This window comes from Phaeobacter sp. 11ANDIMAR09 (genome assembly GCF_001294455.1).
Lineage (GTDB): Bacteria > Pseudomonadota > Alphaproteobacteria > Rhodobacterales > Rhodobacteraceae > Pseudophaeobacter.
In genome coordinates this window covers 36755-51977 of the sequence record NZ_LIKT01000001.1, presented here as the reverse complement: position 1 = coordinate 51977, position 15223 = coordinate 36755, and the positions used below count along the sequence as shown (strand labels likewise).

The window sequence follows — 15223 nt, the reverse complement described above, 5'->3', positions numbered from 1 at the left end:
TCCTGCGGGCTATTCCCCGTAGGGCACCCAGATGTTCTTCACCTCGGTGGACTCTAGCAAGAAGCGGCGGCTGTGATCGACCGTCCAATCGAGCGACGTGGCGTTAGCCACCCAGGTCCGCTTGAGGTTGAGCGCCGAGGCCTTCTCGATACTGGCGCTCAGATCGCTGGAGGAGAAGCTCCAGACGGCATCCACATTCATATGGGCGGCCAGGGGTTCCGCCAGATCGCGGGCTTCACCGGTCAGAATGTTGACCACACCTGCAGGCACATCAGAGGTTTCCAGAACCTGATAGAAATCCGTTGCAGCCAGCGGGAAGGGCGAGGAGGCGGTCAGAACCACCCGGTTGCCCATGGCCAATGCCGGGGCCAGGGCCGAGACCAGGCCCAGCAGCGGTGCCTCATCGGCGCAGAGCACGCCAATCACCCCGACGGGTTCCTTCATCGCCAGGGCGACAGCACGCATCGGCACCCCATGGGCCTGACCGTCGTATTTGTCAGCCCAGGCCGCAGCGGTGAACAGGCGCTGGATCGACAGATCGACCTCCTTGGCGCCGCCCTTTTTGCCGGTCATGGCATCAATACGATGGGCAAACTCCTCGGCGCGGGCCGAGAGGTTTTCGCCAATGTAATACAGGATCTGAGCCCGCAGATGGCCGGTGGTCTTGGACCAGGCCTTGGCCCCGGCTGCGGCCTCAACCGCGTTGCGCACGTCTTTGCGACTGCCCATGCCCACATGGCCCAAAAGCGCACCGTGCGCATTGTAGACGGCTTTGGAATAGCCGCTGTCGGGTCGCGCCTGTTTGCCGCCGATATACATCTTGGCCGTGCGATCCACCGGGTCTGCGGCGTGGCTATCGTGTTTGCCGGCAAAGGCTGTGACTGGCGCCAGCGCCTTTGCTTTGCCTTTTGCACGGGTATAGGCGCTAAGGCCCTCCCAGCCGCCTTCACGGCCAAAACCGCTTTCGCGCAGGCCACCAAAACCCGCAGCGGCGTCAAACATATTGGTGCCATTGATCCAGACAACACCGGCCACCAGTTTGGGGGCGATATCCAGCGTCAGGTTGACGTTCTCGCTCCAGACCGTGGCGGCAAGCCCATAGCGACTGTTATTGGCCAGCTCCACAGCCTCGGCAGGGGTGCGGAAGGTGCAAGAGACCAGAACCGGGCCAAAGATCTCTTCCTGCATCAGGGGATCAGCGGGCGAAAGGCCCTGAATCAAGGTCGGCAGGTAAAAGCAGCCTTCAGAGGGGAGCGTTAGGTTCGGTTGATAGGTTTCACCTGCCTGATTGCCCGCGACCAGCGAAGTGATGGTTTCCAACTGTACCGGGTCCACAACGGCGCCGATGTCGATGGATTTATCCAGCGGGCTGCCAATGCGCAGCTTGTCCATGCGGGCCTTGAGCTTGGTGTAGAAACGCGCTGCGATGCCTTCTTGCACCAACAGGCGCGAGCCGGCACAGCAGACCTGTCCCTGATTGAACCAGATCGCATCCACCAGACCCTCAACCGCTGAATCCAGATCGGCGTCATCAAAGACGATATAGGGCGACTTGCCGCCCAGCTCGAGCGTCAGCGCCTTGCCCGTGCCGGCGGTTGCCTCGCGGATGCGCCGCCCCACCGAGGTGGAGCCCGTAAAGGCGATCTTGTCCACGTCGGCGGCAACGATCATCTCGCCCACGGCACCGTCGCCGGTGACAATATTGACCACGCCCTTGGGCAGCCCGGCCTGCTGGCAGATATCGGCAAACAAGAGCGCGGTGAGCGAGGTGTATTCCGCCGGTTTCAGCACCACGGTATTGCCCATGGCAATGGCAGGAGCGACCTTCCAGGCCAGCATCAAGAGCGGAAAGTTCCAGGGGATGATCTGGCCACAAACGCCGAGCGCCTGCGCGTCGGGTAATTCGCTTTCCATCAGTTGGGCCATGCCCGCGTGATAGTAGAAATGCCGCTGTGCCAGAGGAATGTCGATATCGCGGCTCTCGCGGATCGGCTTGCCGTTGTCCATGGTTTCCAGCACCGCAAAAAGGCGGGAGTGTTTCTGCAATAGCCGGGCAATGGCATAGAGGAAGCGCGCGCGTCCCGGCCCCCCGAGTTTTTCCCATTTCGGCTGGGCCGCACGGGCGGCTTTGACCGCGGTATCAACATCCGCCTGTGTGGCCTGGCTCAGGGTGGCCAGCACTTCGCCACTGGCGGGATTGCGGCTGTCAAACCCGTCCTGCGGCGCGGTGAAGGTGCCGTTGATGAAGTGACCAAACCGGTCGCCTTGATCGATCAACCAGGCCAGTGCTTCGGCGGCATTTTCGGGGGCAGGGCCATAGTCCATGGAGTCGAACTTCTCTTTGATGGTCATGTCTGATGCTCCTTCAGGCCGAGGCATGGCGGTAGCTGGCGGAATAGGCGCCGGTGGTGTGGTGTTCGAGCTGGCGTTCGATGTCGTTGAGCAAGGATGAGGCGCCAAAGCGGAACAGGTCTGGTTGCAGCCAGCGGTCGCCCAGCTCTTCTTTGATCAGCGACAGATAGACCAGCGCGTCCTTGGCCTTGGAGATGCCACCGGCAGGTTTGTAGCCAACGCGGAAGCCGGTGCGGTCATAATAATCGCGGATGGCGCGGATCATCACCAGGCTGACAGGCAGCGTGGCATTGACGCTTTCCTTGCCAGTGGAGGTCTTGATGAAATCCGCCCCGGCCATCATGCAGATCAGTGAGGCCCGCGCCACATTGCGCAGGCTTCCCAGCTCTCCGGTGGCGAGGATGGCTTTGACATGGGCATCGCCACAGGCGGCGCGGAAGGCTTTCATCTCGTCATAGAGCGCCTGCCAGTTGCCCGCGAGCACATGACGGCGGGAGATCACGATGTCGATCTCTTTGGCGCCGGCCTTGACGCTTTCCTCGATCTCGGCCACCCGCAGATGAAAGGGCGATAGCCCGGCCGGAAACCCGGTGGAGACGGCGGCGACGGGGATGCCACTGCCCTCCAGCGCTTTGACCGCTGCGGGGATCATTTCGTGATAGACGCAGACGGCGCCGGTGGTGATTGGGGCCATGTCGAGCGCCTGCATGATGTCACCCCGCACGGGTTGACGCGCCTTGGCACAAAGCCGGCGCACGCGCTCTTCGGTGTCATCGCCAGACAGCGTGGTCAAGTCGATGCAGGTCACGGCCTTCAAGAGCCAGGCGGCCTGATAGTCCTTTTTGACGCTGCGCCTTGCAGCCAGCGTGGCACAGCGGCGCTCGATCGCAGAGGTATTGGCCTGCACACCAGTGACCCAGTCGAGGTCAAGCGCCATGCCAGGGTTGCGGGGCTCCTGCGCCAGCGCCAGCGGCTGTGTATGTTCCAAGGTTTGGCTTTCCATTCCGGGGGTCCTCAACAGAGTTCTGCGCGAAAGTCGCACGGGTGCGGCATCTTGGCAAGTAAACCAGCCGGGCCAGCGAGTGAAATTTGACCTAATGGACAAATATTACAAGATTTTCTTGCGAATAAGTCGCAATTTCATTGACTAAGTTGAGAATCGTTCTCATATTTGTCGCAACAGCAAGTTTACGGAGGCCTCGGCCCATGCGACTCAAACACTATGCCTATCTGGGCCTGATGGTGCTTTTTGCCCTACCAATGGCAGCAAGCCGAGCCACTGCCGATGCGCCTTTGGCCCTGGTGGCCACCACTGGCATGATTGCGGATGCGGCCCGCCAGGTCGGGGGAGAGCAGGTAGAAGTCAAAGCCCTGATGGGTCCCGGAGTCGACCCGCACGCTTATCGCCAGACCCGTTCCGATATTGTCGCCATGACCCGCGCGGATCTGGTTCTGTGGCATGGCTTGTACCTAGAGGCGCAGATGGAAGAGTTCTTTCATGATCTGGAGCGCAAACGCACAGTTGTCCCCGTCGCCGAGGGCCTGCCCAAGGATGTGCTGCGTGGCCATGATGACTATGCGGACAAATTTGACCCCCATGTCTGGATGACTCCGGCGCTGTGGAAACTGGTTGTGACTGAAGTCCAGGAGGCCCTGACCACAGCGCGTCCTGAGGCTGCAGAGATCTTTGCCGCCAATGCCGCGGCTCATATCGCGGATCTGGATCGGCTAATCGCCTATGGCGGGGATGTGCTGGCCCGGGTTCCGGCACAAAACCGGGTCTTGCTATCGGCGCATGATGCCTTTGGCTATTTTGGCCGCGACTACGGCTTTGAGGTGCTGGGTATTCAAGGGATTTCGACCCAATCAGAGGCCGGGCTGAACCGCATTGGCGAGCTGGTTGACCTGCTGGTTGAACGTGACATCAAGGCGGTTTTTGTCGAAAGCTCGGTTTCGGATCGCTCGGTACGCGCTTTGATCGAAGGGGCGGCAGCTCGGGGGCATGAGGTTGCAATCGGCGGTGAATTATTTTCCGATGCCATGGGGGCCGATGGCACCTATGAGGGCACATACCTAGGCATGCTAGATCACAATATGACAACCATCTCCCGAGCCCTGGGGGCAGCGGATACCCCGGCCCGTGGCATGGATGGAAAACTATCGGCAGGATTGTAACAGTGGAAATCGTGAAGACGCAGCCCCAGGACGACCTGAGCACAGGCCAGGCACCAGAAGCAAAGATGGCACAGAGCCCGTTAGCCATTCGCGGTCTCACCGTCAGTTACGGTGAAAAACCCGCCGTCTTCTCGGTGGATATGACCGTGGAGCCGGGGCAGATGACCGCGATCATCGGTCCGAATGGGGCCGGTAAATCGACGCTGCTCAAGGCGGCTTTGGGCATCGTCGCACCGCTCTCCGGCCGGGTCTCAGTATTTGGCCGCTCGCTGGAAGAGCAGCGCGCCCGGATTGCCTATGTGCCACAGCGTGCCAGCGTCGATTGGGATTTCCCGACGCGGGTGATTGATGTGGTGCTGATGGGGCTCTACCGCGAGCTGGGTCTACTGGGTCGGATCAGGGGGATGCATCGCGCCAAAGCGCTGGACTGTCTGGAACGGGTTGGCATGGGCGATTTTGCCGCCCGCCAGATCGGCCAGCTGTCCGGTGGCCAGCAACAACGGGTGTTTCTCGCCCGCGCCCTGGCCCAGGGGGCAGATCTCTATCTGTTGGACGAGCCCTTTGCCGGGGTGGATGCCGCGACCGAAAAGGCGATCATCTCGGTGCTGAAATCCCTGCGCGAGGCGGGCAAGACGGTGGTGGTGGTGCATCACGATCTGGCCACCGTGACCGAGTATTTTGACAGGGTCTTCCTGATCAATACCCGTCGCGTAGCCGAAGGTCCGGTGGCTGAGTCTTTTACCGAAGAGACCCTGCAGGCGGCCTATGGCGGGCGGCTCGCAACCTCGCAAATTGATAAACTGGCCAGGGTCTGAGGGGGCAACCTATGTTACTGGACGCTCTGCTCTTGCAGCTTGGCTATAACGCCACGCTGGTGGCGATTGGCGCAGCACTATTGGGCACGGCTGCCGGAATCACCGGGACCTTTCTGTTTCTGCGTAAACGCGCGCTGGTGTCAGATGCGGTCAGCCATGCGACCCTGCCTGGTGTCTGTATTGCCTTCCTGTTGATGGCCTTTGCGGGTGGCGATGGGCGGAATCTGGCGGGGCTTCTGGCGGGTTCCGCTGTCTCTGCCGGGATTGGCCTGTGGTGCATGAATTGGCTGACCCGCAACACCCGCCTCGCCGAAGACGCAGCCATCGGCGCGGTTCTGTCGGTGTTCTTTGGGTTTGGTATCGTGTTGCTCACCGTCATTCAGACGCTGGGTGTGGGCCGCCAGGCGGGGCTTGAAGGCTTCCTGCTCGGCTCCACCGCAGGCATGCTGTATAGCGATGCGGTTGTGATTGCAGCGGGCGGAGCCGTCACCTTGTTTCTGGTTTTGGTGACGCGCCGCCCCATGACTCTGGTGGCCTTTGACCCCGAATATGCCGCAGCCCGTGGCCTGCAGGTGGATCGCATCGACATGCTGATGATGGGTTTGGTCATGGCCGTGACGGTTGTCGGGCTGAAGATCGTCGGGTTGATCCTCATTGTGGCGCTGCTGATCATTCCCGCCGTGACTGCGCGGTTCTGGACGGAACGGTCCGAATATGTGGTTCTGCTGGCAGGCCTGTTTGGCGGTGTTGCCGCCTATCTGGGAGCCGCTCTATCTGCCTCGGCGCCGAATCTGCCGACGGGACCACTGATTGTCCTGGTCAGTTTTGCTCTTTTCGCTCTGTCACTGTTTCTAGCCCCCAATCGGGGTGTTCTGGCGGCGGTTCTGCGCCATATGCGCTTCCAGCGCCGGGTGCATCTGCGTCAGGGATTGCTGGCTCTGGCGCAGGGCCAGGCCATCTATGAAAGCCTGACCCTGCGGCTGCTGCGCCGCGCCGATCTGGTGCGTGCGGACGGGGTGGCAACTGGCAAAGGCAAGGTCCGCGCGGCCAAGGCTCTGCGCGATGAGCAGCGTTGGGAAGTGGTGCGTAGTGACGTCACACAAGAGGCTGCAGCGGCACTATATGATGGGCTGCGCGATATCGAGACGGTGCTGACACGGGATCAGATCCAGGAAATAGACCGCCGCATTGGTGGCCCACGCGAGGTAGTCTCATGAGCGGTGAAGAGTTTGTTCCCCTGTCCCTGACGCCAATGTTGATTGGCATCTTTGCGGCCATTGCCTGCGCTCTGCCGGGCAACTTTCTGCTCTTGCGCCGACAGGCGCTGATTGGCGATGCCATCAGCCATGTGGTGCTGCCGGGCATTGTGGTGGCCTTTTTGATGACGGGCATGATTGCCGCCTGGCCCATGATGCTGGGGGCTGCCGGAGCGGCGATTGTTGCCGTGGTGATGATCGAGGCAATCCGCCGCCTGGGCCGGATCGAGCCCGGTGCGGCCATGGGCGTAGTCTTTACCACTATGTTTGCCGGCGGTGTCTTGCTGTTGGAACAGACCGATACCTCAACCGTGCATCTGGATGTGGAGCACGCGCTTTATGGCAATCTGGAAAGCCTGATCTGGCTGGATGCCACTGGCTGGGCCTCGCTGCTGGACCCGCAGGCTCTGAGATACCTGCCCTCCGAGCTGCCGCGCATGGCGCTGACCCTGCTGGGTGTGTGCCTGTTTACCACGCTGTTCTGGCGGGCACTGAAGATCTCGACCTTTGACGAAGGCTTTGCCCGGACCATGGGCATCCGCACCAATCTGCTGGGGCTGGGGCTGGTGATCACCGCCGCCGTGGCGGCCGTGGCGGCCTTTGACGCGGTCGGGTCAATTATTGTGATTGCCATGTTCATCTGTCCGCCTGCGGCGGCGCGGATGATGACCAATCGCCTGGAGGCGCAGATCGCCTGGAGTGTGCTCTACGCGGTGCTTTCAGCGGTACTTGGCTATGTTCTTGCCGGTTTTGGCCCCCTCTGGTTGGGGGGCGGGGATGCGGTCAGCGCGGCCGGCATGATCGCCACCGTCTCTGGCGTGATCCTGGCGATCACCGCTCGGTTTGGTCCCTGTAGGGGTCGTTCCGGGGCGCCGGCTACGGCCTGAGGCGTGCGTGCGCCGATCTCTGCGCAAAGGATGGAGGGGCGTGCCAAAGCGCGGCTCTCCTTTTGTTCCCCTCTTGTTCGATTTTTGCGCGGGACCCGGTGGTAGAATCGGGGGAAGCTGCTAAATTTAGCGGCATGAGCAGCCAAGACCCCCATATCAGCGATTCTGATCGCCCGACCATTCGTCAGCTAGATGACAGCGCAATCAACCGGATCGCCGCTGGCGAGGTGGTGGAGCGCCCGGCCTCGGCCGTCAAGGAACTGGTGGAAAACGCCATTGATGCCGGCGCACAGCGCATCACCATCGAGATCGCCGATGGTGGCAAGACCCTGATCCGGGTGACTGATGATGGCTGTGGTATGACCTCGCGGGACCTGCCGCTGGCGCTGTCGCGCCATGCCACCTCAAAAATTGATGGGACGGATCTGCTCAATATCCATACCTTTGGGTTTCGTGGCGAGGCCCTGCCCAGTCTGGGGGCGGTGGGTCGGCTGACCATCACCAGCCGGGCCGCAGGTCATGACGCGGCAATGATCCGAGTGGCAGGCGGCAAGATGGAGCCGGTGCGCCCGGCAGCCCTTCGTGCAGGTACAATTGTTGAGCTGAGTGATCTGTTTTACGCCACCCCGGCACGGCTGAAATTCATGCGCACAGATCGCGCCGAATCCCAGGCTATTGGCGATGTTGTTAAACGTCTGGCCATGGCAGAGCCCTCGGTGGGTTTCACGCTGCGGGATGTTTCGGGAGGTGGCGAGGGGCGTGTGACCTTTCGCGCCGATCCTTTGACAGGCGATCTGTTTGACGCGTTGCATGGGCGGCTTGCCTCGGTTCTGGGGCGCGAATTTGCCGAAAACGCGCTCAAGATCGATGCCACGCGCGATGGTATCCGGCTGTTTGGCTATGCGGCGCTGCCAACCTATTCGCGCGGGGCTGCGGTGGCGCAGTTCCTGTTTGTGAACTCGCGGCCAGTGAAGGACAAGATGCTGACAGGAGCGCTGCGCGGGGCCTATTTTGATTTTCTCAGCCGCGATCGCCACCCGGCGGCAGCGCTGTTTATTGATTGCGATCCAACCCTGGTGGATGTGAACGTACATCCGGCCAAATCTGAAGTGCGGTTTCGTGATCCCGGCCTGGCACGGGGGCTGATTGTCTCGGCGCTGCGCCATGCCCTGGCTGAGGCCGGACATCGCGCTTCAACCACCGTTGCGGGGGCAACATTGGGCGCCATGCGCCCCGAAGCCCCCACCGCCAGCGGGGCTGCACGGGTCTATCAGATGGATCGCCCCTCCATGGGCGCACGAAGCCTGTCTTATGCGGCGCAATCCCCAGGACAGCCGCAAGAGATATCCGTGCCTGGGCCGCCACCGGCAGCGCCGGGGTTTGCAGAGTTCCAAGGTGCCTACAGTGGTCGCGTCACCGAACCCGCCCCGGATTTCAAGGCCCCGGGTCAGATGTCGGATGCGCCCGAGGGAGCCGCGCCCGGGGCCGAAGCCCTGCCATTGGGGGCGGCCCGTGGCCAGGTGCATGAAAACTACATCATCGCCCAGACCGCCGATGGGATGGTCATTGTTGACCAGCACGCCGCCCATGAACGGCTGGTCTATGAGAAGCTGAAACATCAGATGGCGGAAAATGGCGTCGCGGCCCAGGCGCTGCTGATCCCGGAGATTGTCGAGCTGGGCAGCAATGACTGTGCCCGATTGCTGGCCCATGCAGAGGCTTTGAGGAAATTTGGCCTCGGGCTGGAAGCCTTCGGCGGAAATGCCGTCGCCGTGCGTGAAACCCCTGCCATTCTGGGGGAAGTAAATGCGGAGGCTATGGTGAAAGATATCTTGGATGAGCTGGACGATCAGGGCGAAAGCCAGTTGGTGCAGGCCCGGCTAGAGGCCATCCTGAGCCGGGTGGCATGTCATGGTTCGATCCGCTCGGGCCGCCGGATGCGCGGTGAAGAGATGAATGCGCTGTTGCGCGAGATGGAGGCAACACCCCATTCCGGCCAATGTAATCACGGTCGCCCTACCTATGTGGAGCTGAAGCTCGTCGACATCGAACGGCTGTTCGGGCGCAGTTGATGGAGGGGATGGAGAGCGCAGTTCAGGCGATGGAGGAGATCTGGACCTTGATCCTGCTGGCAGGGGGCTTTGCCGCGCTGCTGCTGATCCTTTTGCTGATGTCTCTGCGAGCTTCGGCGCGTGTTGCGCGGGCTATGGTGCCCCTGTCGGGACAGATTGGGCAGTTGGGTCAATCGGTGCAGCAGTTGCAGGGAGGGCTGCAGCATGTCTCCGACACCCAGGCCACGGCGCAGATGCAGATGGTGCAGACGGTTGAGGCGCGGCTGACGGCGGTGCAGCAACATATGAACGACCGCTTGGCCGATAATGCCCTGCGTCAGGCCCAATCCATGGCCCAGATGCAGGAGCGGATGCAAGAAAGCCTGCATGGCAGCAGCAAGCGTACGGTGACATCGCTGACCCAGCTGCAAGAGCGCTTGGCGGTGATCGATAAGGCGCAGGACAATATCACCAAGCTCTCTGGCGATGTGCTGGGTCTGCAGGATATCCTCTCGAACAAGCAGACCCGCGGGGCTTTTGGCGAAATCCAGCTGTTCGACATTGTCTCCAAGGCCCTGCCGGCGGGCAGCTATACCCTGCAGGCGACGCTCAGCAATGGCAAACGCGCGGATTGCCTGGTGCATCTTCCCAATCCGCCGGGGCCAATTGTCATCGATAGCAAATTCCCGCTGGAGCCCTATGAGGCGCTCCACCGGGCCGAGAGCCGAGATGAGAAAGCCTATGCCATAAGACAGATGAAGGCGGCGCTGCGGGCACATATCGCTGCGATCTCGGAAAAATACATAATCGAGGGCGAAACCGCCGAGGGCGCGCTGATGTTTTTGCCCTCCGAGGCGGTCTATGCCGAACTGCACGCCAATTTCACCGCCGTGGTGCGCGAAGGCTTTGCCGCCCGCGTGTGGATCGTGTCCCCCACCACCTGCATGGCAACCCTGAACACCATGCGCGCGATCCTCAAGGACGCCCGTATGCGCGAACAGGCGGGGGCCATTCGCGCAGAGCTTGGGCACTTGTATCGGGACATGGAACGCCTAGGTGAACGGGTGGGCAATCTGGACCGTCATTTTGGCCAGGCCGCCAAGGATATTGCCGAGATAAAGATCAGCGCTGAAAAGGCCGGACATCGGGCCAAACGGCTAGACAATTTTGACTTTGAAGAGATCCAGGCCGAACGGCCCGGACAAATCGTGCCTTTGGAGCCGTAAAAATATGACACGCCAATCTCTCGACACTGCCCTGCTGCACCGGGCCGAGGTAAAGGTGGAGCGCGTTGTGGCGATGCTCCGGATTGGTGTGGCGCTTTGCCTGTTGATTGCCTTTTTCTTTGTGGTGCACGGCGAAGGAGCGCAGCAGCCCTATCTTAGAATTCAGTGGGCCTTGGCATTTATAACTTTGGTGTCGTATTTTGTTCTGGGGGGGCTGTCGTATTGGCTGGCGATCTCTGGGCGGTTCCGACGCTGGATGGTCTGGCCTGCGGTCACGGCGGACTGCGTCTTTATGCTGGTGAACACCTGGATGGGATTGGCCAATACCGGGTTGCCCGGAGAGTTGACCTTTCTGCTGCCGCCAACCTGGTTGATCCCGGTTATTCTGGGGTTTGCGGTGCTGCGCTTTAACCCCTACCTGCAGGCCTATTGTGTGATCCTGACGGTGGGAGGTCTGGTCTGGCTTACGTTCTGGCAACCCGAGGCGGTGACGCCCTTTATTGCCGAACGGGTGAAAGACATGGTGATGATCCCGCCGAATATGGTGCGGGTGGTGATGATTGCCCTGGGCGGTATCGTGTTGGTGGTGGCCGCCTATCGCACCCGAAAACTGCTGCATAGTTCGATCGCGGATGCTCAGGCCCGGGCCAATCTGACGCGGTATCTGCCTGCTCAGATGGCGGATCAACTGGCCAGAGGCGAGCTGAGCGAGCTGCGCCAGGGCAAGCAGCAGGAGATGGTGGTGATGTTTGTCGATATTCGCGGCTTTACCCAGTGGTCGGAAGGGCGGGCCCCGGAAGAGGTGGGCGCCTATATCAGCGAGTTTCGGCGCCGGGTGCAGGCGGCGGTGCGCCACAATGACGGCATGATCGACAAGTTTATCGGCGATGCGGCGATGATCCTGTTTGAGGGCGATGAGGCTTCGACCCATGCTCTGAACTGTGTCGACGAAATCCTGAAGCAGATGCTGGACTGGAGCGAAGAGCGCCGCGGGGCGGGTCGCAACTCGGTGCGGATCGGCATTGGCCTGCACCTGGGCGAGGTGTTCTCTGGCGTGGTTGGGGATGTGGACCGTTTGGAGTATTCTGTCTTTGGCGATACTGTGAATACGGCGGCGCGGTTGGAGGAGCTGACAAAGAGCGCCGGAGCTGGGGTCATCGCATCGGCTGCGGTTCTGGACAGCGCGCCCGCGCGCGAGGGTTGGTCTGCGCTGCCGCCGGTTCACCTGCGCGGGCGTAGCCAGGGACTCGAGATCCTCGGACGGGAGTTGGAGCCGCCCGAGGCGCACTAAGGCAAGAGCTCCGTCGTTTCTTTGCCTCAGATCAAAGACCCTGTGCCACAGCTGCTGTCAGATGGGGGCAAGCGGCGAACAGTAGGAGACAGACAATGCTTGAGATCTCATCACGCAGGGTGGCGCAGGTTGCCATGATGGCGCGCGAGCTTGGCCGTGCCGAGGGGGAGTTGCGGGCCTTTGTCGACCGTCTGGGATTGGACGAACAGGCAGAACTGACGGCTATCATGTGGATCGGACGTGGCAGTTTTGAAGCCGAGGAACTAGCAGAGGCCATCGAGACCGCCAAGCGTGAGGCCACTGTCCCAACCGCCGACTATCTGATTGGCACCCCGCATCTGGCGGATAATATCGAGGCAGGTCTGGATGCGCTGGGCGTGGATGTGCAGGACGTCGAAGAGGATGTGATCGGCCGCTAGGCCGATCTGTCAAGGCACCATGCCTGCCTGATCAAAGCTGCGGCACAGCCAGCTTCAGCTCGGTCGCCTCTGCCCGGCTGAGCTGCTGGCCCTGTTTGCGTTTCAGCAGCACCTCGCGGGCGCGGGCATATTGATCATCCTGCCAGAAGATCATGCAGCCATTGCAGCCCTTGCCGCAACAGCCCTCGACCCCGACGCGATTGGTTTTGAAGCGGCGCTCATTGCCGTCGTCTTCGATGCTCTTGGCCAGGGCATCGCGGCGTTTCTCATAGGCCTTTGGGTTTTCTTTGCCGGTGATTTCCAGCCCCTGAGTGAGTTTGTCAAAACGCACCCGGTTCCATTGTTCCTCTGTCAGGGCGCGTTCCTTACGCATGACGGAGTACTGCGGGAAGCGCGCCTTCAGATCGTCGATGTCTTCATGGTCAAACAGGGTGAAGGGCAGGCGGATCACGGTCTTGGTGCTGCCCTGCACCACCTCGGTGCGCGCCCCACTGGCGGCATTTTCAAAGTCATAGACCCGCAGCAAGACGGTCTCGCGGGCAATGGGCGAGACAAATTCCAAAACCTCGCCCGCTACCAGCTTGTTCTTCACCTCCACCAGCAAAGCATCCTCGGTCACCTCGGTGACAACCCCGGCATATTCCCACTGCGCCAATGAGGCTGTGTGCTCGTAATTGTGGGCGTAATTGGTCAGCCGTCCCTCGTGGAAAGCCAGCGTATATCCGCGGTTCCCGACCGCTTCCAGTTCGCGCATATAGGGTTTGGGGTCCCAGTTTTCGGGGTCAGCGTAGTAGTCATCTATCGCCATGCGATAGGCGCGGGCCACGATGGCGCAATAGTATTCCGACTTGCCACGGCCCTCGACCTTGAGACTATCAACGCCGATCTCCAGATACTCGTTCAGCTTGGGCATGATGCAGAGATCTTTGGAGTTGAGGATGTATGAGCCGCGCGCGTCTTCCTCAATCGGCATCAGCTCACCGGGGCGGCAGCCCTCTTCGAGCAGGAATTCGAACATATCGGCGTTGTCATCGGTGATCTGCAGATCCTGCACCGTGCCGTCTTTGAGCCGCATGCGGAAGGTATAGTTCCAGCGGCAGGAATTGGCGCAATTGCCCTGATTGGCACCCCGTTCGGCCATGAAGTTCGACAAGAGGCAGCGGCCGGAATAAGTCATGCACATGGCCCCATGCACAAAGGCTTCCAGCTTGATATCCGGGCATTTCTCGCGGATCTCTTTCAGCTCGGCAAAGGAAACCTCGCGGGCCAAAACGCAAAGCTCAGCCCCCTGATCCTGCCAAAATTTCACCGAGAGCCAGGAGCAGATATTGCTTTGGGTGGAGATATGCAGCGGCAGCTCTGGTGCGCGATCCTTGACGTATTGGAACACACCGGGATCGGCGATGATCAACCCATCAGGGCGCACCCTGCGGACGGTCTCGATATATTCGTCCAGCTTGTCGATGTCTTTATTGTGGGAAAACAGGTTCAGCGTCAGATAGGCGCGCCGCCCATGCTGGTGGCAGAATTCCACGCCCTCGATTACCTCCTCCAAGGAGAACTCGGATTTGGTGCGCAGGGACATATCCGGCGTGCCCAGATAGACCGCATCAGCCCCGTAGAGAATGGCGAGCTTGAGCTTGCGCAGGTTGCCTGCGGGCATCAAGAGTTCGGAGCGATGCTCGGGAGAGGACGCGGGGCGGATCATCGGCTTCATACCCTTCACTATGACTGGGAAAACGCGCCTATAGGGCAAGCCGGGACGTGGTGATTTGATCTAGCGCAAATTGGCGCAGATGTGATCCTGCCAGCCCGAATTTAATACGGGCTGGCAAAGGGGCGCCCCCTTCCGCCAAAGGGCGCGCCTGCTGGGCTCAGCTTTTCAGCGAGCAGGTGTTGATACCCAGGATTGAATAGAGTGGGCAGTTGCCCAGAAGGCCGGTGGCTAGGGGCACAATCCCGATCAAACCCCAAAGCGACTGTGGGCCGATAAAGACAAGTGAGAGCAGAACGATACCAGCGATGACACGCAGGGTACGGTCAATTTTGCCTTCGTTTTTGGTCATGAGAGATCTCCTTTTGTACTGTTGCCAAAAGCATAGCAAAAAGAAGATGTGAGGCGCGGTGACAGTGTCACCAACTTGGTAAAGAAAGTTACTTTTGGTCCGAAATCTGCGCCAGCTCAGGTGCATTGCAGATGTGAACACCGTCAGGGAGCTGTTCGACCAGGCCCCGGCGGGCAAATTCTGCGAGGCGACGCGACACATAGGCCCGGCCTGATGCGGTTTCAGCAGCCAGCGCGGTATGGGTGACTTGGACCATTCCCTGCACATCGGCCAGTCGCAGCAGAACCTTGGCCAGGCGGGCATCAAACCCCGTCAGTGCCACGTCTTCGATCAGTTGCTGGTATTCGCTGAACCGCAGTGCAACCGAGGTCAGCACTGTATTGCGAAAGCTCTCATCCTGTTCCATCACCTGACGAAACTGACCCGCCGGGATCAAGTCGCCTTGCAGGTCTTCCTCAACGACGCCCTCGGCGGAATAGGTCTGATCTTTGATCAGGCAGGTAAAGGTCTGCAGGCAGACCTCGCCGGGATGCACTCGGTAAAGCACCACCTCGCGACCACTGCTGCCAGTGAGGGTGACCTTGATGCAGCCCCGTTTCAGGATGACAAACCCTGGGCAGTCTTGGCCTGGGCTGAACAGGATCGTGCCCTTTGGGGCGGTGAATTTTTTCGCGAGACTCAACAG

At 60.7% G+C, this 15223-nt stretch carries 13 protein-coding genes; 8 read left to right on the top strand and 5 right to left on the bottom strand.

Features of this window, described 5'->3' with window-relative positions:
• Window positions 1–9 precede the first annotated feature (9 nt).
• Window positions 10–2352 (bottom strand): aldehyde dehydrogenase family protein, encoded by a 2343-nt coding sequence (locus tag AN476_RS00240; RefSeq protein WP_054458381.1) that lies wholly within the window; start codon window positions 2350–2352, stop codon window positions 10–12.
• 13 nt (window positions 2353–2365) lie between these two features.
• Window positions 2366–3355 carry a deoxyribose-phosphate aldolase gene (gene deoC / locus AN476_RS00235; RefSeq protein WP_054458378.1) on the bottom strand — a complete coding sequence of 330 codons (990 nt, stop codon included), beginning with the start codon at window positions 3353–3355 and terminating at the stop codon, window positions 2366–2368.
• Window positions 3356–3558: 203 nt separating this feature from the next.
• Between deoC and AN476_RS00230 the strand changes: the two genes are divergently transcribed.
• The 8 genes from AN476_RS00230 (at window position 3559) to AN476_RS00195 (ending at window position 12472) form a co-directional block, all read left to right on the top strand.
• The gene (locus AN476_RS00230; RefSeq protein WP_054458377.1) at window positions 3559–4527 is read left to right on the top strand and encodes a metal ABC transporter solute-binding protein, Zn/Mn family; all 969 of its coding nucleotides are present in this window, start codon (window positions 3559–3561) and stop codon (window positions 4525–4527) included.
• A 65-nt stretch (window positions 4528–4592) separates the two neighbouring features.
• The gene (locus tag AN476_RS00225; protein ID WP_054458870.1) at window positions 4593–5342 is read left to right on the top strand and encodes a metal ABC transporter ATP-binding protein; all 750 of its coding nucleotides are present in this window, start codon (window positions 4593–4595) and stop codon (window positions 5340–5342) included.
• An 11-nt stretch (window positions 5343–5353) separates the two neighbouring features.
• On the top strand, window positions 5354–6559 hold the full coding sequence (locus AN476_RS00220; RefSeq protein ID WP_054458375.1) for a metal ABC transporter permease: 1206 nt from the start codon (window positions 5354–5356) through the stop codon (window positions 6557–6559).
• Entirely contained in the window at window positions 6556–7485 is a 930-nt protein-coding gene (locus AN476_RS00215; protein WP_054458373.1) for a metal ABC transporter permease, read from the top strand. The genes AN476_RS00220 and AN476_RS00215 overlap by 4 nt, the downstream gene beginning before the upstream one ends.
• A 134-nt stretch (window positions 7486–7619) precedes the next feature.
• Window positions 7620–9557 (top strand): DNA mismatch repair endonuclease MutL, encoded by a 1938-nt coding sequence (gene mutL, locus AN476_RS00210; RefSeq protein ID WP_054458371.1) that lies wholly within the window; start codon window positions 7620–7622, stop codon window positions 9555–9557.
• Window positions 9557–10762 (top strand): DNA recombination protein RmuC, encoded by a 1206-nt coding sequence (locus tag AN476_RS00205; protein WP_157063651.1) that lies wholly within the window; start codon window positions 9557–9559, stop codon window positions 10760–10762. The genes mutL and AN476_RS00205 overlap by 1 nt, the downstream gene beginning before the upstream one ends.
• Before the next feature lie 4 nt (window positions 10763–10766).
• On the top strand, window positions 10767–12053 hold the full coding sequence (locus AN476_RS00200; RefSeq protein ID WP_054458366.1) for an adenylate/guanylate cyclase domain-containing protein: 1287 nt from the start codon (window positions 10767–10769) through the stop codon (window positions 12051–12053).
• A gap of 95 nt (window positions 12054–12148) precedes the next feature.
• Window positions 12149–12472, top strand: a complete 324-nt coding sequence (locus AN476_RS00195; protein ID WP_054458364.1) for a DUF3775 domain-containing protein — start codon at window positions 12149–12151, stop codon at window positions 12470–12472.
• A 31-nt stretch (window positions 12473–12503) separates the two neighbouring features.
• Here the strand turns inward: AN476_RS00195 and AN476_RS00190 are convergent, their stop codons facing one another.
• The 3 genes from AN476_RS00190 to AN476_RS00180 all read right to left on the bottom strand — a co-directional run bounded on the left by AN476_RS00190 (window position 12504) and on the right by AN476_RS00180 (window position 15220).
• Complete coding sequence (locus AN476_RS00190; protein WP_054458362.1) at window positions 12504–14180, bottom strand: U32 family peptidase; 1677 nt, start codon at window positions 14178–14180, stop codon at window positions 12504–12506.
• 166 nt (window positions 14181–14346) lie between these two features.
• Window positions 14347–14538 carry a DUF2892 domain-containing protein gene (locus AN476_RS00185; protein ID WP_054458360.1) on the bottom strand — a complete coding sequence of 64 codons (192 nt, stop codon included), beginning with the start codon at window positions 14536–14538 and terminating at the stop codon, window positions 14347–14349.
• An 88-nt stretch (window positions 14539–14626) separates the two neighbouring features.
• Window positions 14627–15220 (bottom strand): Crp/Fnr family transcriptional regulator, encoded by a 594-nt coding sequence (locus tag AN476_RS00180; protein WP_054458358.1) that lies wholly within the window; start codon window positions 15218–15220, stop codon window positions 14627–14629.
• Between the last annotated feature and the right edge of the window lie 3 nt (window positions 15221–15223).

Excerpts from the sequence above, each read along its gene's own strand:
- AN476_RS00240 (WP_054458381.1), bottom strand. The coding sequence starts at position 2,352 with ATGACCATCAAAGAGAAGTTCGACTCCATGGACTATGGCCCTGCCCCC.
- deoC (WP_054458378.1), bottom strand. The coding sequence starts at position 3,355 with ATGGAAAGCCAAACCTTGGAACATACACAGCCGCTGGCGCTGGCGCAG.
- AN476_RS00230 (WP_054458377.1), top strand. The coding sequence starts at position 3,559 with ATGCGACTCAAACACTATGCCTATCTGGGCCTGATGGTGCTTTTTGCC.
- AN476_RS00225 (WP_054458870.1), top strand. The coding sequence starts at position 4,593 with ATGGCACAGAGCCCGTTAGCCATTCGCGGTCTCACCGTCAGTTACGGT.
- AN476_RS00220 (WP_054458375.1), top strand. The coding sequence starts at position 5,354 with ATGTTACTGGACGCTCTGCTCTTGCAGCTTGGCTATAACGCCACGCTG.
- AN476_RS00215 (WP_054458373.1), top strand. The coding sequence starts at position 6,556 with ATGAGCGGTGAAGAGTTTGTTCCCCTGTCCCTGACGCCAATGTTGATT.
- mutL (WP_054458371.1), top strand. The coding sequence starts at position 7,620 with ATGAGCAGCCAAGACCCCCATATCAGCGATTCTGATCGCCCGACCATT.
- AN476_RS00205 (WP_157063651.1), top strand. The coding sequence starts at position 9,557 with ATGGAGGGGATGGAGAGCGCAGTTCAGGCGATGGAGGAGATCTGGACC.
- AN476_RS00200 (WP_054458366.1), top strand. The coding sequence starts at position 10,767 with ATGACACGCCAATCTCTCGACACTGCCCTGCTGCACCGGGCCGAGGTA.
- AN476_RS00195 (WP_054458364.1), top strand. The coding sequence starts at position 12,149 with ATGCTTGAGATCTCATCACGCAGGGTGGCGCAGGTTGCCATGATGGCG.
- AN476_RS00190 (WP_054458362.1), bottom strand. The coding sequence starts at position 14,180 with ATGATCCGCCCCGCGTCCTCTCCCGAGCATCGCTCCGAACTCTTGATG.
- AN476_RS00185 (WP_054458360.1), bottom strand. The coding sequence starts at position 14,538 with ATGACCAAAAACGAAGGCAAAATTGACCGTACCCTGCGTGTCATCGCT.